26 protein-coding genes are annotated in these 23,077 nt (G+C 33.0%); 8 read left to right on the top strand and 18 right to left on the bottom strand.

Going from position 1 to position 23,077, the window contains the following annotated elements:
- The first annotated feature begins 66 nt into the window (after positions 1–66).
- Together BUE95_RS01730 and galE are read left to right on the top strand one after the other, a co-directional pair.
- The gene (locus BUE95_RS01730; protein ID WP_073580818.1) at positions 67–1,194 is read left to right on the top strand and encodes a DegT/DnrJ/EryC1/StrS family aminotransferase; all 1,128 of its coding nucleotides are present in this window, start codon (positions 67–69) and stop codon (positions 1,192–1,194) included.
- Between the two features lie 65 nt (positions 1,195–1,259).
- A complete protein-coding gene (gene galE / locus BUE95_RS01725; protein ID WP_073580816.1) occupies positions 1,260–2,291 on the top strand; it encodes a UDP-glucose 4-epimerase GalE in 1,032 nt (343 codons plus the stop codon).
- An 8-nt stretch (positions 2,292–2,299) separates the two neighbouring features.
- Here galE and BUE95_RS01720 read toward each other — a convergent pair whose 3' ends face one another.
- The 14 genes from BUE95_RS01720 to BUE95_RS01655 form a co-directional block, all read right to left on the bottom strand.
- On the bottom strand, positions 2,300–2,554 hold the full coding sequence (locus BUE95_RS01720) for a hypothetical protein (RefSeq protein ID WP_073580814.1): 255 nt from the start codon (positions 2,552–2,554) through the stop codon (positions 2,300–2,302).
- A 49-nt stretch (positions 2,555–2,603) separates the two neighbouring features.
- A complete protein-coding gene (locus BUE95_RS01715; protein WP_073580812.1) occupies positions 2,604–3,284 on the bottom strand; it encodes a peptidoglycan DD-metalloendopeptidase family protein in 681 nt (226 codons plus the stop codon).
- 4 nt (positions 3,285–3,288) lie between these two features.
- Positions 3,289–3,672 carry a DUF3037 domain-containing protein gene (locus tag BUE95_RS01710; protein ID WP_073580810.1) on the bottom strand — a complete coding sequence of 128 codons (384 nt, stop codon included), beginning with the start codon at positions 3,670–3,672 and terminating at the stop codon, positions 3,289–3,291.
- On the bottom strand, positions 3,650–4,438 hold the full coding sequence (locus BUE95_RS01705; protein WP_073580808.1) for a HipA family kinase: 789 nt from the start codon (positions 4,436–4,438) through the stop codon (positions 3,650–3,652). Before BUE95_RS01705 ends, BUE95_RS01710 begins: the two co-directional genes overlap by 23 nt.
- A 79-nt stretch (positions 4,439–4,517) precedes the next feature.
- Entirely contained in the window at positions 4,518–5,387 is an 870-nt protein-coding gene (gene fabD, locus BUE95_RS01700) for an ACP S-malonyltransferase (RefSeq protein ID WP_073580806.1), read from the bottom strand.
- Positions 5,388–5,509: 122 nt separating this feature from the next.
- Positions 5,510–6,040, bottom strand: coding sequence for a YceI family protein (locus tag BUE95_RS01695; protein ID WP_073580804.1), 531 nt, complete (start codon positions 6,038–6,040; stop codon positions 5,510–5,512).
- A gap of 84 nt (positions 6,041–6,124) precedes the next feature.
- On the bottom strand, positions 6,125–6,649 hold the full coding sequence (locus tag BUE95_RS01690; protein ID WP_073580802.1) for an NADPH-dependent FMN reductase: 525 nt from the start codon (positions 6,647–6,649) through the stop codon (positions 6,125–6,127).
- Between the two features lie 6 nt (positions 6,650–6,655).
- A complete protein-coding gene (locus tag BUE95_RS01685) occupies positions 6,656–6,868 on the bottom strand; it encodes a putative antibiotic biosynthesis monooxygenase (protein WP_073580800.1) in 213 nt (70 codons plus the stop codon).
- Positions 6,868–7,149, bottom strand: coding sequence for a GNAT family N-acetyltransferase (locus BUE95_RS01680; RefSeq protein ID WP_073580798.1), 282 nt, complete (start codon positions 7,147–7,149; stop codon positions 6,868–6,870). The genes BUE95_RS01685 and BUE95_RS01680 overlap by 1 nt, the downstream gene beginning before the upstream one ends.
- A 32-nt stretch (positions 7,150–7,181) precedes the next feature.
- Positions 7,182–7,895: a pirin family protein gene (locus tag BUE95_RS01675; protein ID WP_073580796.1), complete on the bottom strand. Its 714-nt coding sequence runs from the start codon at positions 7,893–7,895 to the stop codon at positions 7,182–7,184.
- A 77-nt stretch (positions 7,896–7,972) separates the two neighbouring features.
- Positions 7,973–8,548, bottom strand: a complete 576-nt coding sequence (locus tag BUE95_RS01670) for a Crp/Fnr family transcriptional regulator (protein ID WP_073582358.1) — start codon at positions 8,546–8,548, stop codon at positions 7,973–7,975.
- 72 nt (positions 8,549–8,620) lie between these two features.
- Positions 8,621–10,492: a peptidase U32 family protein gene (locus tag BUE95_RS01665; RefSeq protein ID WP_073580794.1), complete on the bottom strand. Its 1,872-nt coding sequence runs from the start codon at positions 10,490–10,492 to the stop codon at positions 8,621–8,623.
- A gap of 260 nt (positions 10,493–10,752) precedes the next feature.
- Entirely contained in the window at positions 10,753–11,937 is a 1,185-nt protein-coding gene (locus BUE95_RS01660) for a pyridoxal phosphate-dependent aminotransferase (RefSeq protein WP_073580792.1), read from the bottom strand.
- 57 nt (positions 11,938–11,994) lie between these two features.
- The gene (locus BUE95_RS01655; protein ID WP_073580790.1) at positions 11,995–13,089 is read right to left on the bottom strand and encodes a fatty acid desaturase family protein; all 1,095 of its coding nucleotides are present in this window, start codon (positions 13,087–13,089) and stop codon (positions 11,995–11,997) included.
- A gap of 108 nt (positions 13,090–13,197) precedes the next feature.
- Here BUE95_RS01655 and rsmG point away from each other — a divergent pair, with 108 nt between their 5' ends.
- Both rsmG and BUE95_RS01645 read left to right on the top strand, forming a co-directional pair.
- On the top strand, positions 13,198–13,827 hold the full coding sequence (gene rsmG, locus BUE95_RS01650) for a 16S rRNA (guanine(527)-N(7))-methyltransferase RsmG (RefSeq protein WP_073580788.1): 630 nt from the start codon (positions 13,198–13,200) through the stop codon (positions 13,825–13,827).
- Between the two features lie 44 nt (positions 13,828–13,871).
- Positions 13,872–14,339, top strand: a complete 468-nt coding sequence (locus BUE95_RS01645) for a hypothetical protein (RefSeq protein WP_159433488.1) — start codon at positions 13,872–13,874, stop codon at positions 14,337–14,339.
- A 77-nt stretch (positions 14,340–14,416) separates the two neighbouring features.
- Here BUE95_RS01645 and pruA read toward each other — a convergent pair whose 3' ends face one another.
- From pruA to BUE95_RS01625, 4 genes are all read right to left on the bottom strand, one after another.
- Positions 14,417–16,042 (bottom strand): L-glutamate gamma-semialdehyde dehydrogenase, encoded by a 1,626-nt coding sequence (pruA, locus tag BUE95_RS01640; RefSeq protein ID WP_073580784.1) that lies wholly within the window; start codon positions 16,040–16,042, stop codon positions 14,417–14,419.
- A 127-nt stretch (positions 16,043–16,169) separates the two neighbouring features.
- A complete protein-coding gene (gene apaG, locus BUE95_RS01635) occupies positions 16,170–16,556 on the bottom strand; it encodes a Co2+/Mg2+ efflux protein ApaG (protein WP_073580782.1) in 387 nt (128 codons plus the stop codon).
- Between the two features lie 3 nt (positions 16,557–16,559).
- Positions 16,560–17,654, bottom strand: a complete 1,095-nt coding sequence (locus BUE95_RS01630; RefSeq protein WP_073580780.1) for a DUF3667 domain-containing protein — start codon at positions 17,652–17,654, stop codon at positions 16,560–16,562.
- Positions 17,655–17,656: 2 nt separating this feature from the next.
- Complete coding sequence (locus BUE95_RS01625) at positions 17,657–18,904, bottom strand: type IX secretion system plug protein (RefSeq protein WP_073580778.1); 1,248 nt, start codon at positions 18,902–18,904, stop codon at positions 17,657–17,659.
- A 195-nt stretch (positions 18,905–19,099) separates the two neighbouring features.
- On the opposite strand from BUE95_RS01625, the gene BUE95_RS01620 reads away from it, so the two are divergent.
- The 4 genes from BUE95_RS01620 to BUE95_RS01605 are packed head-to-tail and all read left to right on the top strand — an operon-like array spanning position 19,100 to position 23,075.
- Complete coding sequence (locus BUE95_RS01620) at positions 19,100–20,446, top strand: Na(+)-translocating NADH-quinone reductase subunit A (RefSeq protein WP_073580776.1); 1,347 nt, start codon at positions 19,100–19,102, stop codon at positions 20,444–20,446.
- A gap of 26 nt (positions 20,447–20,472) precedes the next feature.
- A complete protein-coding gene (locus BUE95_RS01615) occupies positions 20,473–21,669 on the top strand; it encodes an NADH:ubiquinone reductase (Na(+)-transporting) subunit B (protein ID WP_073580774.1) in 1,197 nt (398 codons plus the stop codon).
- Positions 21,670–21,671: 2 nt separating this feature from the next.
- Positions 21,672–22,397, top strand: coding sequence for an NADH:ubiquinone reductase (Na(+)-transporting) subunit C (gene nqrC / locus BUE95_RS01610; RefSeq protein ID WP_073580772.1), 726 nt, complete (start codon positions 21,672–21,674; stop codon positions 22,395–22,397).
- A gap of 3 nt (positions 22,398–22,400) precedes the next feature.
- Positions 22,401–23,075 (top strand): NADH:ubiquinone reductase (Na(+)-transporting) subunit D, encoded by a 675-nt coding sequence (locus BUE95_RS01605; RefSeq protein WP_073580770.1) that lies wholly within the window; start codon positions 22,401–22,403, stop codon positions 23,073–23,075.
- The last annotated feature ends 2 nt before the right edge of the window (positions 23,076–23,077 follow it).

Genomic DNA, 23,077 nt, shown 5'->3' with positions numbered 1-23,077 from the left:
TTAAAAGTATAAACAAAGGTCATCCACTTTAAACTTTTAAACTTTAAACTTTAAACTTATTTTTTAATGAGAAAATTACAAATGGTTGACTTAAAAAGTCAATACGAAAAAATAAAAGAAGAAGTAAATGCTTCAATTCAAGAGGTTTTAGATACGAATACATACATCAACGGACCTTTGGTTCACCAATTCCAAGCAGATTTAGAAAAATATTTGGGTGTGAAACACGTAATTCCATGTGCAAATGGTACAGATGCGTTGCAAATTGCCATGATGGGATTAGATTTAAAACCAGGTGACGAAGTTATTACAGCCGATTTTACATTCGCAGCCACAGTTGAAGTAATTGCTTTGTTGCAATTAACTCCAGTTTTAGTAGATGTGGATATGAACAATATGAACATTTCACTTGACGGAATTCGTAAAGCAATTACGCCAAAAACAAAAGCAATTGTTCCCGTACATTTATTTGGTCGTGCTGCTAATATGGATGCGATTATGGAAATTGCTAAAGAACATAATTTATATGTTATCGAAGATAATGCCCAAGCAATTGGCGCTGATTACACTTCGAAAGATGGCTCTAAAAAGAAAGTAGGAACTATTGGTCATGTTGCTGCAACTTCTTTTTTTCCATCTAAAAACTTAGGCTGTTACGGTGATGGTGGAGCAATTTTTACAAATGATGATGCTTTAGCACACAAAATCAGAGGAATTGTAAACCATGGAATGTATGAAAGATATCATCATGATGTAGTAGGTGTAAATTCTCGTTTAGATAGCATGCAAGCGGGAGTTTTAAAAGCAAAATTACCACATTTGGATGCTTATAACAAAGCACGTCAAGAAGCTGCAAGAAAATATAGTTTGGCTTTGGGTGTGAATCCTAATATTTGGGCTCCAACTATTTGTGAATCTTGTGATTGTCACGTATTTCATCAATATGTAATCCGTATTATGAATGGGAAACGTGATGGGTTATTAGAACATTTACAAGCAAAAGGAATTCCTTGTGCGATTTATTACCCAATTCCATTACATAGCCAAAAAGCGTATGCTGATTCGCGTTATAACGAAGCGGATTTTCCAGTTACGAATCAATTGGTGAAAGAAGTAATTGCATTGCCAATGCACACGGAATTAGATGACGAGCAAATTAAATTTATTACAGACGCTGTTTTAGAATACGTATAATAGTGTTCAGTCTCAGTATTCAGTATCGGTTACTGTATACTGAGACTGTGGCTGAAAACTAAAAAATGAAGATATTAGTTACAGGAGGTTTAGGATTTATAGGTTCTCACACCGTTGTGGAATTGCAAAATGAGGGTTTTGAAGTTATTGCTATTGACAATCTTTCTAATTCATCAATCGAGGTTTTAGAAGGAATTGAGCGAATCACAGGAAAAAAACCTTTGTTTGAAAATATCGATTTGCGAGATAAATTGGCGGTCCAAAATTTCTTTTCAAAATACCAAGATATTTCAGGAGTGATTCATTTTGCTGCCTCAAAAGCAGTAGGAGAAAGTGTTGAGAATCCGTTATTATATTATGAAAACAACATTAATTCTTTAGTTTACTTATTACAAGAATTACAGAGAAAGCCAGAAGCGCATTTTATTTTCAGTTCGTCTTGTACGGTTTACGGTCAAGCCGAAAAAATGCCAATTACTGAGAATGCGCCTATTCAAACTGCGATGTCGCCTTATGGAAACACAAAGCAAATAGGTGAAGAAATTATTACAGATGTTGCTAAGGTAACCAACATTAATTCCATTTTATTACGCTATTTCAATCCGATTGGAGCACATCCTTCGGCAGAAATTGGCGAATTACCATTAGGTCTTCCACAAAATTTAGTACCTTTTATTACGCAAACCGCAATTGGACTTCGTGAAAAATTATCGGTTTTTGGGAATGATTATCCAACAGCTGACGGAACTGCTATTCGCGATTATATTCATGTGGTTGATTTGGCAAAAGCTCACGTTGTCGCTTTGAAACGTTTGGTAAACAAGCAAAATTCAGTAAATGTAGAAACATTTAATTTAGGTACAGGAACTGGAAGTTCGGTTTTAGAAGTGATTACAGCTTTTGAAAAAGTATCTCATCAAAAATTAAATTATCAAATTGTAGGAAGACGAGAAGGCGATGTTATAGAAGCTTATGCAAATACTGATAAAGCAAATACGATTCTAGGTTGGAAAGCACAATCTACTTTAGAGGAAGCTTTAGAAAGTGCTTGGAAATGGGAACAGAAGATTAGAAATATTAAAAAAATCCTCAATTGAGGATTTTTTTATTCTTCAACAGATTCTTTTACTTTTTTGGCACCTTCTTCCACTTTTTCAGCTCCTATTGCAATAATATTTTTTGCCTTTTCACCTACTTTAGAGGAGTCAATTGCTTCTTTAGCTTTTACTTTTGCCGAATCTGCAGCTTGTTTTAAATCGGCTCCAACAGCCTCTGAAGCTTCTTTTACTTTTTGTTTGGTTTCTTCTTGACAAGAAAGCATTATGGTTACTAGTGCAATTCCTAAAAATATTTTTCTCATAGTTAGATGTATTTAGTAAATCTAATGTACAAAATTAATGCCAATTCTTTTAGTTAATTTTCAAAAGTATATTAGGATCTGGACAATTTGATTTGTAAAACGGAAGCGTCTTTTCGCTACATACCCCAGGGTAATCACCTGTTTTTCCTTCCATGTCGATAATGATTTGAAAGTGTAGATGCGGTGCATAATCACCATTAATAGGAGGTAATCCTAAAGAAGCAATTTGTTCTCCTTTTTTTACTACATCACCTACTTTTTTCCCAATCAAACTTACTTCACTTAAGTGACCGTAAAGGGTGTGGAATTTTATTCCATCAATTTCGTGAGCTAAAATGACGGTTGGGCCATAATCTCCTAGTGCATTATTGTTTTGAAAACTATGAATGGTACCATCTAAAGCTGCATAAATTGAAGCGGAATCATTAATCCATAAATCCAATCCGATATGAATGTTTCGTTCGTCAGAATTGGTGTTTTTAAATACAGTACTTCTTTTGTATAAATTTCTTGTTTCTAAGTAACCCCCAAAAGCAATTTTTGCCTTGTTTTTATCTAAATAATTTTGGATAAATTTTTCGTAGTCTTTCGCTGTTTCAAGGTTATGATTCGATAATTCTACATTAGCTACAGATAAATCTAAAGCAATATAATCGGAATAATCAATTTCAGTTGAAATGACTTTTATATCTTTTTGCGCTTGAAATAATTTTTCTATTTCGTTGTACATATTGTTATTCGACTAATTCGTTATATAATTTTTCAAATGTTTGATCTAAATCTATACTCAATCCTGAATGTGGTCGAGAGGTTTGTATGCTTGAACTTTTTACGGCGGTAATCCATCTAAATCTCTCGTCTTTTTCAAGTTGGGCAATGGGTCCACCTTCTTTTTTGCCTTCACAAATTGCTGCTAAAGCTTCTAAATTCTGTTGAAGTTGATACAAATCAAATTCTGAACAAAAAGCTTTAATTTTTTCAGTCGGAACATGATATTGTATCCGTAAATATTTCTGACGTTTGCAATATAGCATCAATCCTACATTTACAAATTCCTCGCGTTCAACTCTTGGTATAACACGAATTACAGCGTAATCATATAATTGTTTTTCGTGCATCTTGCGCTTGTTTTAAAAATAATTCGGCATGTTTTAAACGTAACGATAAAAATTGGAAATAAACTTCCTTAATTTCCGAAGGAGAGCCAACATCACCTTCCCAAAGCAACCAATCTTCTGGAATTTGATTTACAATTTCTCGCAATAAAGTATCGTTTAATTTGGAAGTAAATTCCTGATGCACTTCTTCTAGTTTTGAAGCTTTTGGCAATAAAACATGGTCTTTAATTAATGCAAAAGGAGTTTTAGCAGTAGCTTGCCAATTGATCCAAGAATGATGAAAATAGAAAGAAGCGCCGTGGTCAATTAACCAAAGTTCTTTTTTCCATAGTAATAAATTAGTGTTTTTAAAAGTTCTGTCTACATTAATGATAAAAGCATCCAACCAAACAATTTTTGAAGCTAAAGTTGCCTCACAATCGTTTGCAGCCGCATCATAAGTTAAGGCACCAGATAAAAAATGCAGTCCTAAATTTAAGCCTTGACTAAACTTTAATAAATCTTGAATTTCCTCATCGCCTTCCGTTCTTCCAAAAGCTTCATCTAAGTTAGCAAATACTAATTCCGGAACAGGTAATCCTAAAAATCTTGCGATTTGACCTCCTAAAAATTCTGCAATTAGCGCTTTTACACCATGACCCGCACCTCGAAATTTCAAAACATATTTAAAATCATCGTCGGCTTCAACTAATGCTGGTAATGAACCACCTTCCCGTAAGGGTGTAATGTATCTTGTAACGTTTACCGTTCGTAAATCTAAATTCATAAATACAGCATTCTTTTTACAAATATAGCCAAAAAAAAACTCCGATAGAAATATCGGAGTTTCACAAGATTTTATGTTTTTAAGCTGAAATAGTTACTACATCTTTATTGATTTTTCCAACCAATCCAACCAATACTTTACCCGGACCTACTTCTGTGAAACTAGTTGCTCCATCTGCAATCATTTGTTGTACAGATTGTGTCCATTTTACAGCACCCGTTAATTGTGAAATCAAGTTTTTCTTTATTTCTGTAGCATCAGAAACGGCATTTGCAGTAACGTTTTGATAGACTGGACAAGTTGGTGTAGTAAAGGTAGTTGATTCAATTGCCGCTGCTAATTCTTCTCTTGCTGGTTCCATCATAGGAGAGTGGAATGCACCTCCCACAGGTAAAATTAAGGCGCGTTTTGCACCTGCTTCTTTCATTTTTTCACAAGCTAATTCCACTGCTTTGTATTCTCCTGAAATTACTAATTGACCTGGACAGTTGTAATTGGCAGCAACAACAACTCCATCAATAGAAGCGCAAATGTCTTCCACAATTTTGTCGTCTAAGTTTAATACGGCAGCCATGGTTGAAGGAGTAATTTCACATGCTTTTTGCATAGCCATAGCTCTTTGTGAAACTAATTTTAATCCGTCTTCAAAAGATAAAGTACCATTTACTACTAAAGCAGAAAATTCTCCTAATGAGTGTCCTGCAACCATATCTGGTTTTATATCTAAAACTTTGGCTAAAATTACAGAGTGTAAAAAGACCGCTGGTTGGGTTACTTTTGTTTCTTTCAATTCTTCAGCAGTTCCTTCGAACATGATATCGGTAATTCTAAAACCTAAAATATCATTCGCTTTTTCAAATAATTCTTTTGCTAAAGGTGAGTTTTCATATAAATCTTTACCCATTCCTGAGAATTGAGCCCCTTGACCTGGAAATACGTATGCTTTCATATATTTTATTTCGAGTTTAAAGTTTCAAGTTTTTCTTGAGAGGCAAAAGTAAACTTTTTACAAATAAAAAAACCTTACAAATTGTAAAAATCTGTAAGGTTGTAATTATGTTTTATGATAAATTATGATTTAACTAATTGTAAATCAATAACTAATTTTACTTCTTCGCCTACTAAAACACCACCTGTTTCCAATGCAGAATTCCAGTTTAATCCCCAATCTTTTCTGTTGATTTTGCCTTCAATGTTTAATCCTACTTTAGTATTTCCCCATGGATCTTGCATCAAACCACTGAATTCTACTGGAAGTTTTACTTCTTTTGTGATATCTTTAATGTTTAAATCACCAACTAATTCATAGTTGTTTTCGTTAATCTTTGAGAATGATTTTCCTGTAAAAGTTAGTTTTGGATGATTTTCAGCATCAAAAAAATCAGCACTTTTTAAGTGATTATCTCTATCTGAATTTCTGGTATCTATAGAATCAATAGCAGCTGAAAAAGCTATTTTAGCTGTTGTAAAATCATTCTCTTCTGTTTCAATACTTCCAACATATTGATCAAATTTTCCTGAAACATTTGTAAACATCATGTGTTTTACTTTAAATCCAATTTCTGAGTGTGTTGGGTCAATTGCCCATTTTGTAGTTGCCATAGTATTTATTTTTAAATTTTAATAACATTACAAATTTACAATCAGATAGTTAACCTGTCACTTAATCTAGATTAAGAAATACTGTTACATTTGAATGGATGCCACAATTTTTAAAAATTCATTTTTTAATTCTTCGTTAATGATCCCTTTTTCAGCATCAAAATTCTCTCCGAAACTTGGCAGTGAAAAACTTCCCTTAACAATACCTCCTTGGAATGGGAATCTATTTTTTGCAATTTCTAATACAGTACTACCACCACGTGTACCTGGAGAGGTGGCTAATAAAAACATCGGTTTGTCTTGGAATACTTTCATATTAACTCTTGAAGTCCAATCAAAAATATTCTTAAATGCTGTTGAATAAACACCATTATGTTCTGCTAATGAAATGATTATTAAATCAGCAGTTCCTATTTTATTGTAAAAGTCATGTGCTAACTGTGGAATACCATTTTTCTCTTTGTCAATTGAAAAAATAGGCATCTCATAATCATTTAAATCTAAGATTTCAATTGTAGTATTTTCAAATTGATTTGCGGCATAAGTAGCCAATTGTTTATTTATTGAAGTTTCACTAGATGAAGCTCCAAATGCTATAATTTTTTTCATAAAAGTTTATTTGTTTAACCAATTGCCCATAATGCCACGTAATAATGGCAAAAGAACAAAAATCATTAATGGAACTAATATTCCAGTCATGATTAATGTTTTTATGGGTAAAGGTAAATTTTGAATAGAATCACCTATCAAAAAAGTTAAAAAAGTAATTGAAGGATATATAGCTATCCAAACTAGAATAGCAAACTTCCATTTGGGTGGTTGTTTCATTATAAAACGTCTCTAAATTCAGGAGTTTTGTTAAAAACACTTTTCGCAAAAGTACATAAAGGCACTATTTTGATTCTTTTATCTCTGGCAAATTCAACGGCTTTAGTTAACATTTTTTTACCAAAACCCTTTCCTTCATTTCCAGGATTTACTTCGGTGTGATCAATGATGATTTTGTCTTCGTCTGCAAAAACAAAAGTCATCATAGCTTCCTTTTTACCTTCTACTTCAATGTAAAAAGCACCTTTGTTGTCGTTTATTCTAATTTGTACTTCACTCATTATTTAATTTTTTTACTGCGACTGCTCACTAATTACTGTTCCATTGGGATTTCCATTAATAAAAACTTTGCATTTGAATTTGCTTTGACTTGGATTTCATTCGTTTCCCAAATTCCAATCGCATCTCTTTTTTCTAATTTTTGACCATTTATCTCGATCTCTCCCTCAATATTCATAATGTAGAAACCATTTCCTTCTTTCTTAAGTGAAAGTTTTTTAGAAAAATCAGTGTCAAAATTACTCAAATAAAACCATGCGTCTTGATGAATCCAAACACCCGCATCATCAGGATTTGGTGATAAAATCTGAGCAAAATCGTTTTTTTCTAATGACTTGTCTAAAGTAATTTGTTGGTAACGCGGAGTTACATTGTGATATTTAGGAAACAACCAAATTTGAAATAATTTTGTGTGTTGATCTGGATTAGGATTGAATTCGCTGTGTTGAATTCCCGTTCCAGCACTCATTACTTGTATGTCGCCACTTTTAATTGTTGTACCATTTCCCATACTGTCTTTGTGAGCCAAATCTCCTTCAAGAGGAATAGTAATGATTTCCATATTGTCATGTGGATGTGTTCCAAAACCCATACCACCAGCAATTGTATCATCATTCAAAACACGAAGCATTCCAAACTGAATTTTTTCGGGATTATACCAATTGGCAAAACTAAAACTGTGATACGCATTTAACCAACCATGATTAGCATGACCTCTTTCATTTGCTTTATGTACTATCGTTTTCATATGTATAAATTTAGTAATTATTATGATACAAATTTACAACTATGAATAGGGTAGAGCACTTAACCTAGGTTAAGAAATTATTTTTTGAGTAATCTAGCTTTCATCTTACTAAAAAACTCAGGTGTTACACCGATAAAAGAAGCAATATGTTTTTGAGGCACTCTTTGAATTAAAGTAGGGTATTTGGAACAAAATTTTTCAAAGCGTTCTTCAGCTGTAATACTCAAATTGTCCATTAAGCGTTCTTGATGTGACACTAATGAATTTTCAGCCAAAATTCTGAAAAAGCGTTCTAATTTTGGAATTTCTTGATAAAGCTTTTGATGGTTTTCTTTGGTAATGATTACTACTTCAGCTTCTTCCAATACTTCTATAAATAAGTTACCCGGTTTTCTTGAAATATAGCTGTACATATCGCCAATCCACCAACCTTCACAAGCAAAATGCAATACATGTTCAATGATATTGTCATTAATATTGAAGCTTCTTAAAATTCCTGAATTTACAAAATACGTACACGTCGCAATTTCCCCGGCACTCAATAAAATAGTTTTGGCTTTGAATTGCTTGGTTTCAGTTTTAGACAAAAATAATGCTTGCTCTTCCGAAGTCAAGACAACATGTTTGGCGATATTTTCTAGAATAGATTGCATTACTCCAAAAATACAATTTAATTTTGGCATTATAGAAAGAAAAAACCGATGTACAATACATCGGTTTGTTTCTTAATGAAAATGATCTTCTTCTATTTCGAATTCGGCATCTTTTTCCCAAATTTCCATTTCGCAAGGTTTACAATTGAATTTTAATTTGTATTCTAATTCGCCTTGTTTTAAAACTAAAGGTTCTTTTAGTTTTTTATCCATATTTTCACGATGGTATTTTGGACAACGCTCTAGTTCATATTTGATGCAATATTTGGTTGTCATTACACGAGATTTTCCTGGATCCCATTGTAATTCGAATGCTTTTTCAATTTCGGTTACACCATGACGTTCGTAGAATTTACGAGCGGTTTTGTTGGCAACATTGTACATAAAATCCAATTTCGTTTCTGGATAAGGATGTGATGTTTTTTCCAATTGATGTTCTTTTCGAACATAATTTTTTAAACGAATTTCCGATAATTGTTCGTAAACCGTTCTTCGCATTTCATTTATTTTTGAAATAGGTAAAAACCAATTTCCAGAAAATTCAATCGTAATTTCATCAGCTGTATATGGTGTAAAACCTGTTTTTGCTAAGTTGATTTTGAAATTTTCAGCTAAAGATTCGTTGTTTTTTGTTTGTTCTTTTGGGTGAACCAAATTTACAACGCTTACATTCCCATCTTCGTCAGTTGCAATTAATTCGAAACCATTTTCGTTTTCTTTTAATAGTAAAGTCGTGCTGATTTTTCGAACTGCACTATCTTCTCTTTCTACTAATTTAATAAAAGCAGCATCGTTATTTCTGTAAATGAAAGTACCTTCTTTGATTTCTTTCAATACGTTTGGATATACAAATCCGTTTTCGGCACGGTTTACGTAAATTCCTTCGGCTTCGTTGTTTTCGTTGATGAAACACAATCCGTCGCCATTATTTAATAATTCACCGTTTTCGATTTCGTAGGCATTTCCAACCGTTTTAATCAGCTTTCCAATGTATTGTCCTTTTGATTTTGGACTTTCCCAAGAACCAATGGCTTGATGTCTTTCGTTTACAAAATAATCGGTATAACCACGGTTGAATGTTCTATCTAATGAAGAATCAAATAAATACGTACATTTTCCAGAAGAAGCTTTGGTGTATTTATCACTGTTTTCGTTCAAGAAAGCATCTAATTTCTGACGCAAATACGAAACGTTATTTTTTACATAAACGATATCTTTCAAACGACCTTCAATTTTGAACGAAACGATTCCGGCTTCCACTAAATTTGGAATTTGGTTCGAAACATCAAAATCTTTAATCGAAAGTAAGTGACTATTTTTAATTAAAGTATCGCCATTTCCATCAATTAAATTATAAGGTAAACGACAATTTTGTGCACAAGAACCTCGGTTTGCCGAACGTTCACCATTGGCAACACTCATATAGCAATTTCCGCTGAACGAAACACACAAAGCACCGGTTACGAAGAATTCTAATTCCACATCAGAAGCTTCACTTATTTCTTTAATTTGATGCAAGTTTAACTCACGTGCTAAAACCACACGTTTGATTCCGGCATCCGCTAAGAATTTAATTTTATCGGCATCACGATTGTTGGTTTGCGTACTGGCATGCAATACGATAGGAGGTAACTCCATTTCCATAATTGCCATGTCTTGAATAATTAAAGCATCTACGCCGATATCATATAATTTCCAAATCAATTGACGACAAGGTTCTAATTCGTTATCATATAAAATCGTATTGATAACCACAAAAACCTGAGCATTAAACAAGTGTGCATATTTTACCAATTCAGCAATATCTTCTACAGAATTGGTAGCGTTTGAACGAGCACCATATAAAGGAGCACCAATATAAACCGCATCGGCACCACTGTTTATGGCAGCAATTCCTTGTACTAAGTTTTTTGCAGGTGCTAAAATTTCAATCTTCTTTTTCATATGTTCTGACTATAATTTTTCAGATGTAACATATGAAATCGCTTTTTTTTAATTTGTAATTGCTTACGCAATCTTTTTTAGTGGCGATTTCATTTGTAAATCTTTAATCTTTCGGGATTTGCCGAAAAAAAGTGTGCAAAGTTCTTATAAAAAATCCAAGATTTCTAATTCGAGTTCGCTTTTTTTGAATTTAGAGCATAAAAAAACACGAATTGGTTTAATTTAATAAATCAATTCGTGCTAATATATTTGTTTGTGATTTAAGAAACCGCTTCTTTGATTCTTCTCATTGCTTCTGTTAATAAAGCTTCGCTTGTTGCGTAAGAGAAACGAATACAATTTGGATTTCCAAATGCGTCACCCGTTACAGTAGCTACGTTAGCTTCGGCTAATAAGAACATTGAGAAATCAGTTGCATTTTTGATTTCGGTTCCTTTTACAGTTTTGCCAAAATAGTACGATACATCAGGAAAAACATAAAACGCTCCTTCTGGAACATTCAATTTGAATCCTGGGATTTCTTTTACTAATCCAACAACTAAATCTCTTCTGTTTTTAAAAGCAGTAACCATTTCGTTTAAAACACTTGGATCTGCTTCAACAGCAGTAATCGTTGCTCTTTGTGCAATAGAATTTGCTCCTGAAGTAACTTGTCCTTGAATTTTAGTACACGCTTTTGCGATGAACTCTGGTGCTCCAATGTAACCAATTCTCCAACCTGTCATAGCGAATGCTTTTGCAACTCCATTAACAGTAATTGTTCTTTCTAACATACCAGGAATAGAAGCAATACTGCAAAATGTTCCTGAAAAGTTGATATGTTCGTAGATTTCATCAGCAACAACATATACGTGTGGATGTTTTTCTAAAACTTTTGCTAAAGCTGTTAATTCTTCACGATTGTAAACCGAACCACTCGGATTACAAGGCGAACTGAACCACATCATTTTTGTTTTTGGTGTGATGGCTGCTTCTAATTGTTCAGGTGTAATTTTGAAATCGCTTTCAACTGAAGTAGGAACTTCAACCGGAACTCCGCCAGAAAGTTTGATGATTTCGTAATACGAAACCCAATATGGAGCTGGAAGAATTACTTCATCACTTTCGTTTAACATTACTTGTGCAATGTTGTATAACGATTGTTTTGCTCCTGTAGAAACTACAATTTGTGATGGTTTGTAGTCTAAATTATTATCTCTTTTGAATTTTTTGCAAATCGCCTCTTTCAATTCTAAGTAACCTTCTACTGGAGTGTACGTACTGTAGTTTTCGTCGATAGCTTTTTTTGCAGCTTCTTTAATGAATTCAGGAGTATTGAAATCTGGTTCTCCTAAACTAAGGCTGATAATGTCTTTTCCTTGTGCTTTTAATTCTCTTGCCAAAGCCGCCATAGCTAACGTTTGTGAAACGGCTAAGTTGTTGATTCTGTCCGATAACGGGTTCATTGTGTGTTAGTTATTATAGTTAATACAAAAGACGCGATTCCTCGCGTCTCTTTCTTATTATGCTAATTGTGGTTTTCTTCCCAGTTCTCTCAAATGTTTGAAGTGAGATGCAATGGCCGCTCGAGTTGTTTTAAACTCGTGATAAGGTAAGTTGCATTCCGCTGCTGTTTGTTTTACAATTTCTGCGATTTTATTGTAATGAATGTGACTGATATTTGGAAAAATATGGTGTTCAATTTGGTGGTTTAAACCACCAGTATAATAATTTACAATCCAGTTTTTAGGAGCGAAGTTAGCGGTTGTGAATAATTGGTGTATGGCCCAAGTATTCTCAATTTCTCCATTTTCATCTGGCATTGGATTCACAGTGTCTTCTACAACGTGTGCTAATTGGAATACAACACTTAAAATTAATCCAGCGGTGTAATGCATTACAATAAAACCTAAAAGAACTTTCCACCAAGTAATTCCAAATACAATGGGTAAAACGATCCAGATAGAAAAATAAATGACTTTAGTAATAATTAAAGTTGTCCATTGAAAAGCAGGGCTCTTTGCTTCTCCATAGGATAATTGTCTTTTTAAGTATCGTTTCATTTGAAGGAAATCAGTAGTGATAGCCCAGTTGAACGTTAGTAATCCATATAAGAAAACGGAATAATAATGTTGGAATCTATGGTGACTGTACCATTTAGCTGTTTTGGAAAAACGTAAAATTCTTCCCGCTTCTAAATCTTCATCGTGACCAATAATGTTAGTATACGTGTGGTGTAAAACGTTGTGTTGTACTTGCCAGTTATAAACATTTCCTGCTAAGATGTAAATACTTCCGCCCATTAATTTGTTTACCCAGGATTTAGTTGAGTAAGCGCCATGATTACCATCGTGCATTACGTTCATTCCAACGCCTGCCATTCCAATTCCAATTACTACGTTGAGCAATAAGTAAGTCCAAAATGGCATATCCATAGCTAAAAGGAAAAAATATGGTGTAAGGAAAAGACCGAACATTACAATCGTTTTTAAGTGTAATTTCCAGTTTCCTGTTTTGTCAATTTTATTTTCTTTAAAATAATCGTTTACTCTTTTGTTTAATGTTCTGAAAAATTTCAGATTGTCCTCTTTTGAGAAAATTGGGGTTGTGTTACTCATAAATAGTGTATTCAAATTTTGTCAAAGATAATTATTATAATTTTTTCATTTATGATATTCCTCATTTTTTATTCGTCAAAAAGCGTATTTTTGTGCAAAATTTAACGAATGGAAGAAATTTTAAAGCAATTTCCTGATTTATCTGAAAATCAAATACTTCAGTTTCAAAAATTGCAAGGTTTATACGAAGATTGGAATGCCAAAATTAATGTGATTTCAAGAAAAGACATCGATGAATTGTATACAAGACACGTTTTACATTCGTTAGGAATTGCAAAAATTATAGAATTCCGTCCAGGTTCTAAGATTATGGACGTGGGAACTGGTGGTGGTTTTCCTGGAATTCCATTAGCGATTTTATTTCCAGAAGTTGATTTTTATTTGATTGATGTTATTGCAAAGAAAATCAAAGTAGTGAATGAAGTAGCTGCAGGTTTAGGATTAAAAAATGTAAAAGCCGAACAAAAACGTGCCGAATTAGTAAAACAAGAATTCGATTTCATCGTAAGTCGTGCTGTAACCAATATGCCTGATTTTGTGAGTTGGGTAGATGATAAAGTTTCAAAAAAGCAGAATCACGAATTAGCTAACGGAATTTTATATTTAAAAGGCGGCGATTTAACCGAAGAATTAAAGGATTTCCCAAAAGCAACGCAATATAATTTATCTGATTTCTTTACAGATGAGTTTTTTGAAACTAAGAAAGTGGTGCATTTGCCATTGAAGTATAAGAAGTAATTGATTAGTCTAAATCAAATAATATAATTTGAATGGAATTTAATTTGAAATTTATCCCAGATGAGAATTATTATAAAGAAGCTTATGATGAGATGGTTTCTTCATTGAAATATAAAAAGTCTGTACCATATTTTGCATCAGCTTTGATTTTTGTAGGTATTGTTTTTTATTTTTTAGATAAGTCTGGAGTTATTGGAATTTTTCCATTTCTTTTTATTTGTTCAGGTTTGTTTGAACTTTTTAAATTTTATAATGAAAAGAGAAAATGGATGAAAGATAGATTAGATTCAAGAATTTTAGGAAAAGAAATTCAGATCGAATTTACTGATGAAATGATTAAAATTAACGGTCCTTTTTCTAATGGAGAATTAAAATGGTTTGGTTTAAAAAAAATTGTTAAATCAAAGAAAGGAATTTTGTTAAAGCCAGAAAATGGATTAAGTATTTATTTGCAAGACAAAATGTTTTCAAGTGATGAGCAGATTAAGTTTATCTTATCTAAAGGAAATTAAATCTAAAATTTTAATAAAATAGAAAACCCGATTTTCAACTGAAAATCGGGTTTCTTATTTCTACTTCGTATTTCGGATTAACCTAAAAACGGATATTTATAATCTTCTGGTGTCACGAAAGTTTCTTTAATGGTTCTAACAGAAGCCCAACGCAATAAGTTTTGTGCTGAACCTGCTTTGTCGTTAGTTCCAGAACCTCTAGCACCTCCAAAAGGTTGCATTCCTACAACAGCACCCGTTGGTTTGTCGTTGATGTAGAAGTTTCCTGCTGCATTTTGTAAAGCAACGGTTGCTTCTTCCACTGCATAACGACATTGACTGAATACAGCTCCTGTTAAAGCATATTCTGAAGTTTCGTCAACTAATTTCAATGTTTCAGACCATTTAGCATCTTCGTAAATATAAATCGTAACAACGGGTCCAAATAATTCGGTACACATCGTGTTGTATTTTGGATTTGTAGTTAAGATAACCGTTGGTTCAATGAAATACCCTTTCGACTTATCGTAATGACCACCCATGATTACTTCAGCATCGCTATCGTTTTTAGCTTGGTCGATATAACGTGCTAATTTGTCAAATGACGCTTCAGAGATAACAGCTGTAATAAAATTACTCATATCTTCTGGTGAACCCATTTTCATAGATTTTAAATCCGCTTCTAATTTTGCTTGAACCGCTGGCCATAAACTTTGTGGAATATAAACACGTGAAGCAGCACTACATTTTTGACCTTGGAATTCAAAAGCACCACGAGCAATTCCTACTGCAACTTGCGCTGCGTTTGCTGATGGATGAGCAATGATGAAATCTTTACCACCAGTTTCTCCAACGATTCTTGGATAGGTTTTGTAAGTTGCAATATTGTTTCCAATTGTTTTCCAAATGTCATTGAAAACGCCAGTCGAACCTGTAAAGTGAACTCCCGCTAAATGTGGACTTGATAAAACTACGTCAGAAACCATTCCAGAATCACCCATTACCATATTGATAACACCATCTGGTAAACCTGCTTCTTTGAAAACTTGCATAATTACATTTGCAGAATATACTTGAGTTGCTGCTGGTTTCCAAACTACCACATTCCCCATTAAAGCCGCACTTGAAGGTAAATTTCCTGCAATAGCTGTAAAGTTAAAAGGTGTAATTGCATATACAAATCCTTCTAATGGTCTGTATTCAACACGGTTCCACATGTCTGATGTAGAAGCTGGTTGGTCAGCATATATTTTCGTCATGAATTCTACGTTGTAACGTAAGAAGTCAATCAACTCACAAGCAGAATCAATTTCGGCTTGGTGAATGGTTTTTGATTGTGCAATCATAGTAGCTGCATTGATTTTAGCACGGTATGGACCTGCTAATAATTCAGCCGCTTTTAAGAAAATCCCAGCTCTGTTTTCCCAAGCCATTGCTGCCCATTTTTTACGAGCCTCTAATGCTTCTGTAATTGCTTTTTCAACTAATGCTTTGTCAGCTTGATGGTAAACCCCTACAATATGTTGGTGATCATGAGGTGCCGACATTTTTTTAGTATTTCCGGTTTTTATTTCTTCGCTACCTATATATAGTGGAACTTCTACTTGAGCATTCCACATGGTTTTATATGTTTCTGCAACTTTTGCTCTTTCAGGAGAACCTGGTGCGTACGATTTTACGGGTTCGTTAACCGCTTTTGGGACATTAAAAAATCCTTTTAACATGGTGTTGTATTTTGAGATTAGACAATTATTTGCATTGTTTTACGAAAAAACCGTAAACGCATACAAAAATACAAAGTATATTTTGAATTATTGATACCAAATACCAGTAAGCTAGAAGATAGTTGTTTTAGTTAATGGCAAAAGGTGCACTAAGTTTAAATGTGGGGATAACAACTCTGAAACTTTTAGTTGAAGTAAAGTTAACCATATTGAAATAGCCTTTCATAGCACCTATTGGGGAAGAGAGCAAGCATCCCGATGAATAAGTGTAGGTTTCACCAGGTTTTATGACAGGTTTCTTTCCGATAACCCCTTCGCCATCTACAACTTCAATATGATTTAGCGCATCGTAAATTTCCCAGTGACGCGTTGTTAATTGAACAGAATCTTTGCTTTGATTTTCAATAGCGATATGATAAGAAAAGGCAAAATGAATCTTGTAGTTTTTGAAATAAGTACCTTCAAAACTAGTTAAAACAGAAATTTTTATGCCTTTTGTAATTTGACTAACCATATTTTAAAAAAGAATTATTCCGATGAGCATCATAATTATAGTGCAAATGCTTAATAATAAAAAGAATAACGGATTCAAAATTAAGAATTTTAAAACTGTAATCCAACGGCTTTCTTGATAAAAATTTCTTAAAGATTTGTAAAAATAAATTGGAAAAATAAATGCAAATGAAATTCCTTCCAAAAAAGTTGCAGTTGCATTGTTTATTAAAGATATTAAATTAAAGATTATTAAACAGATAAAAATGAAAGTAAAAAAAGTGTAGGCAAATACTAAATGTTCGGTATAATTGATTTTTTTAGAGAAAAAGACCAGCCAGAACATGAGTGTAAGTATAGGGAGCGAAAGAAAAATAAAAAAAGGTAGTTTTGCATAAAAGTAATCGAAAATTTCATCTTCAATTTCATTTGATTTGAAAAGTTTAGATTTGTTAAAAAAAGTGGCATACATAAAACTTGACTCATATCCCAATTCTTTCAGAGCATCTTCAGTAGGTTTTTTGGGATACTTCCTGTAAAAGTTTCTAAATGAAAGCACTGTGTAAATTATGGGGTCAAAACCGGAAGTTATATTTTCATTTATGAATTGTTTGTTGTAGATAGAATCTCTACTGTATTTGATTACAGGCTCGTTTATACTATCAATTAAAAATCTTGTACTTTGATTTTTACTAATTATTTTGTTGGATAAGCTGTCAATTCTTTTAAAGTCTTGTTTTTGTTTTTCGGTAAGTTTTCCTTCTACCTTAATTTCTTCCTCTTCAATGTTGTTGTTTTCTTCTGTTAGGTTAAATGTTATAAACAATATTAATGAAACACTAAGAAATAGACGGAATGGATTGGCATATGTGTGTCTTTTTCCTTCGTTAAATCTTCGAGCTAAAATGCCTGGTTTTGAAAATAAAGAAATGATTGAATTTCGTAATCGAGAATCATAAGCGTAAAAATTAGCAAAAAACTCTTCAATGAAATCCTTTACTTCTAGTTTTTTTGTAGAATTTAGCTGACCGCAATGATGGCAATATTTTTCACTAATGTCTAATGCTGTTTCGCAATTAATACATTTTGTTCCTCTGTATTTGAAATCTTTTCTGCTCATTTTTAATTTCTTATAACTTCGCTATTGGTATTGGCAATTCCGATTACTCTATCATATCGGTCATTGTTTCCTCTGTAATATACTATGGCGGCATAATTGTTTTCTGTTTGAAAAAAATTTCCGTCTATTGCATTTCCATGGTCAACCTTCCCAGTTTTGTCAATAATTACATATTGATAATTTGTAAAACCTTGTTTTATGAGCATTGCTTTTTCATATAATCCATCTTTTTTGTTGAAGTCCATTTTGTTTTCTTCACCAATTACATAGTTATTAAACATACCTACTATATAAATATTTTTATCTAAGAGGTACGGAGTGTTCAGAGTGAAATAAACCCATGAATAATCGGACTCTACTTGAGGGTTAGTTGCATTGGCATTTTGAATAAAAAAATTTCCATTAATATCAGGAAAATAAGTGTAAGGTTGATTTTTTCTTGGTGTATTTACATAGAGATAGGTGTTGTAAATGTTGTCGCCAGAAGTTACTCTGGATACGGTATTGTTTGTTCCTCTAATAATTTTGTTATCGATACTGTAGGCTTCATTTCCACCCCAAAACTGGGTTTCTTTGTTGTAGCGATAAATTAATTCTGTACCAAGTGTATATTGAGGTTTAATGTTAGCAATACTGGTTTTCCAGTTGCCATTTTGAAACAATGTAACTTTGACATTTTGAATCGGATTTTGTAAAATTTTATCACCGTAGTTAATTGTCATTTCTATATTTTGTTTTCCATCCAAACTTTCAAAATCTCGAGCTCTTCTAACTAGAAGATTTACAGAAACTTCTTCTTCATAAATAACAAACCTACGAGAAAAAACAGTACTACCTTCATCGTTTAAAATAGTAATAATGTAGTTTCCACTTTTGGTAATTTGGTTGAATCTGTTGGGAAAAACTTGTTTGTAATGCGAATATAGTTGTAGCGTGTTGAAAGAATTTTCATAAGTAATAATACGTTGGTTGTCGATTCCGTTCAGATATTCTACTTTTCCCAAATCGGAAGGCGCTGACCAATCGTAGTTGTATTGTGTTATCGTGTAATAGTAATCTGCTTCGTCTCCATATAAATCATCGAAACTAAGTTCAAATGTTTCACCAAGTTTAAAAAACGGGATTACATTATTTTCGTTTACTCTAAAAGAAATGGTTTTGATGTTAAAAGGAGGGTCTTGTTCAATTCCATTTTGAGAGAAATTAAAATTGAAGAACAACAGGTAGAAAATAAATATGATTTTTTTCATTTTGGAGCTATAAAAAAGTAAAAATAGTAAAAGTTTAGTAACAAACGTAATTCCAGATAATTAATTCTGAATCTATAATTTAGAATAATTATAAATAAATCAAATCTCTTGGTTTATTTTTGGTAGGGTGTTAGGTATTTGATTAAATTTGCACGTTTTATAGTAAATTTTTTAACAACTCATATCTTCAAAAATATGTCAAAAGACATTCGAATTAAAAAAGGTTTAGACCTTAAGTTGAAGGGTGAAGCGGCTAACAAGATAGCTGAGACCACTCGCTCGAAAGTCTATGCTGTTAAACCTTCTGACTTTCATGGAGTTACTCCAAAGATGGTAGTAAAAGAAGGGGATAACGTTAAAGCGGGAGAAGTAATTTTCTATTCTAAAGCAGATGAGAAAGTTAAGTTTGTTGCTCCTGTAAGCGGAACAATTCAAGAAATCAAACGTGGTGAGAAAAGAGTCATTTTAGAGATTCTTATTGCTGCTGATTCACAAGATGTTTTCGTTGAGCATAGCAAGAAAAACCCTAATGATTTATCAACAGAAGAAGTAAAAGCACATTTGTTGGCTTCGGGTTGTTGGCCTTTTATTACGCAGCGTCCTTACGATGTAATTGCGAATTCGGCTGATTCTCCAAAGTCAATTTTTGTATCCGGTATTAATTCTGCACCACTTGAGGCGGATTTGGAAATTACATTGTCTGGAAAGAAAGATTTTCTAAAGGCAGGTTTCGAGGTTTTAGCAAAATTAACTTCTGGTAAAGTGCATGTAACTGCAAAGAAAAACGCTGCTTATTTACCAGATTCAAATTCTTTTGTTTTTCACAAAGGTTCTGGATTGCATCCTGTAGGATTGGTTTCTACTCAAATAGCTAAAATTGATCCTATTAACAAAGGAGAGAAGGTTTGGGTAGTACAAATGGAGGATGTAGCTATTATAGGGGAGTTATTCTTGACAGGTAAATTTAACCCGACAAGAATATTGGCATTAGCGGGTACTGGTTTTCAAGACCCTTCTTATGTAAAAGCTATTATTGGAGCTCAAGTTGCTGACGTCGTTGCAGGAAATTTAAAAGAAGGTAATTATAGAATTATTAATGGAGATGTCTTAACTGGTGAACAAAAAACTAGAAATGGATTTTTAGGTTTTTATCATAACATGTTTACAGCAATTCCAGAAGGGGATGACTATGATTTCTTTGGATGGAATATTCCGCGTCCAAATAAGTTTAGTGTTTATAGAGCCAATATGTTTTCGTTCTTAACACCAAATAAAAAGTACGATTTGAATACCAATACTAATGGAGAACATCGTGCTTTTGTATTAACAGGTGATTACGAAAAAGTATTTCCTTTAGATATTTATCCAATTCAATTGTTAAAGTCGATTTTAGTTAAAGATATTGATCAAATGGAAGCTTTGGGAATTTATGAAGTGGCTCCAGAAGATTTTGCTTTGACTGAGTATATCTGTGTTTCTAAACAAGATCATCAAAGAATTGTGAGACATGGATTAGATGTAATGATAAAAGAAGTTGGTTAATCTTATAAATTTATAAAATCACAAAAATGGGATTAAAACAAAATTTACATAATTTAAAAGAAAAGTATAGAGGAACAAAATTTGAGCAAGGGTTCAATGCGTTGCATACTTTCCTTTATTTGCCAAATACCACCACGCATGGGGGAACGCATGTTAAAGATGCAACCGACTTAAAGCGTGTAATGAATACGGTGATTATGGCAATGATACCGGTTTTGATATTTGGTATGTTTAATGCGGGATATCAACACTATCTTCAAATCAATGGTACTGCGGAGTTTTTAACAATGGATAACTTCATTATTGGACTTAAAAAAGTAGTACCAATGTTATTAGTTTCTTATGGAGTAGGGTTAGGAATCGAATTTATTTTTGCTACTGTAAAGAAACATGAAGTTGAAGAAGGTTACTTGGTAACAGGTATGCTTGTGCCTTTAATTATGCCAGTTGATCTGCCTTTGTGGATGTTGGCTGTTGCTGTTGCATTTGGAGTAGTTATTGGTAAAGAATTGTTCGGAGGAACAGGAATGAACATTTTAAATCCAGCATTAACTATACGTGCTTTCCTGTTTTTTAACTGGGCTGCTTGGATGTCGGGAGACAAAGTATGGGTACATGGAGCTGTTGATGGAGTTAAAAAAATATCAGGTACAGATGCCATTTCAGGTGAAACGGTGCTAGGTGCTTTAGCGGCAAACAAACCACTTCCTGAAAACTGGGATGCTATGAATTCTTTCTTAGGATTCATTCCAGGATCTATTGGTGAAACATCAACTCTTTTAATTTTAGTTGGAGCTGCATTTTTAATACTTACGGGAATTGGGAGTGCAAGAATTATGCTTTCAGCTGTGATAGGTGCTGCAGTAATGGGATTGATTTTTAACGGTATTGTAGATGCAAACGTTATTACTGAATCTAGTAAATTTTACAGTTTAATGAATTTTCCATTCTGGCAACACTTATTAGTTGGTGGAATTGCATTTGGTATAGTTTTCATGGCAACGGATCCTGTTTCAGCTGCTCAAACTAGTACGGGTAAAATTATTTATGGTTTCTTAATAGGATTCTTTAGTATCTTGATTCGAGTTTTCAATCCAGCATATCCAGAAGGAGTTATGATGGCTATCTTGTTGCTTAATGTTTTTGCACCAACTATTGATCATTATGTGGTTCAAGCCAATGTAAAAAGAAGAATGAAACGTTTAAAAGTTAAAACTACTTAATTATGTCAGGAAAACGTACAGATTCAAATAGTTATACAATCATATTTTCTATAGTTATGGTTGTGGTTGTAGGTGCATTATTGGCATTTTTCGCAAATTTCACTAAAGATCTTCGTGTTAAAAACGATCAGGTTAAGGCTCAAATTGATATTTTATCTGCAATTGGAGTTACTGCTGAGAGAAGCAATGCCACTGAAATGTTTGATAAATATATTAAATCACAAAAGGTTATAAAAGGAACTGAAATTTCTGATGATGATAAAGCATATTTAATTGATGTAAAAAAAGAATTAGATATAGCTAAAAAAGGAGGGATTCAGAGATTGCCTTTATTTGTGGCTGAAAAAGAGGGTAAGACAATTTACATTTTACCTGTTAGAGGGAATGGACTTTGGGATGCTATTTGGGGTTATATTGCATTGAATGATGATCTAAAGAGTATCAATGGTGTGTATTTTGATCATAAAGCGGAAACACCTGGTTTAGGAGCTAATATTACAGAGACTTTTTTTACAAGTGATTTTAAAGATGAACAAATTTATGATGCTTCAGGAGCATTTAAAGGTGTTGAAATTTCTAAATCTAATGCAGACCCAAATAACGAAGACAAAAAAGACAATCAGGTAGATGCTATTTCTGGAGCAACCATCACAGGTAATGGTGTTGGAGCTATGATTAATTCTGGAATTAAAGCCTATTTACCTTATTTTGAAACTTTAAAAAAATAAACTATGGCAGACAATTTAAATGTAGAAAAAGAGCCATTGTTCTCTAAAAAGAATATAGGTTTAGTAAAAGATCCTTTAGTTGACAATAACCCTGTAACAGTTCAAGTATTGGGTATTTGTTCAGCACTTGCTATTACTGCTGAGCTAAAAGCTTCGGTTATTATGGCATTATCTGTAATATTTGTGTTAGCTGCTGGTAATGTACTTATTTCATTATTGCGTAATTTAATACCACCTTCAATTCGAATTATTGCTCAGTTAGTTGTGGTTGCAGCGCTTGTAATTATTGTAGATTTAACATTGAAGGCGTATGTTCCAGATTTGGCTAAAAAACTTTCAGTATTTGTTGGTTTGATTATTACAAACTGTATCATTATGGGACGTTTCGAAGCTTTTGCTTTAGGAAACGGACCGTGGAAATCTTTCTTAGATGGTGTTGGAAACGCTGCAGGTTACGGTTTAATCTTAGTAATTGTAGGTTTCTTTAGAGAGTTATTGGGTTCTGGAAAATTATTTGGTTTTCCAGTATTTGGTGATCCAGTTGAAAAAACAGGACTATATGCATTAGGTTATGAAAACAATGGGTTTATGTTATTAGCACCAATGGCGTTAATTACATTAGGCCTAATCATTGGATTTCAGCGTTCAAGAAATAAAAGTTTAATAGAAACAAACTAAGA

The sequence above is a fragment of the Flavobacterium cucumis genome, from assembly GCF_900148835.1.
In the GTDB taxonomy this organism is placed as follows: domain Bacteria; phylum Bacteroidota; class Bacteroidia; order Flavobacteriales; family Flavobacteriaceae; genus Flavobacterium; species Flavobacterium cucumis.
This window is presented reverse-complemented; position numbering and strand designations above follow the sequence as displayed.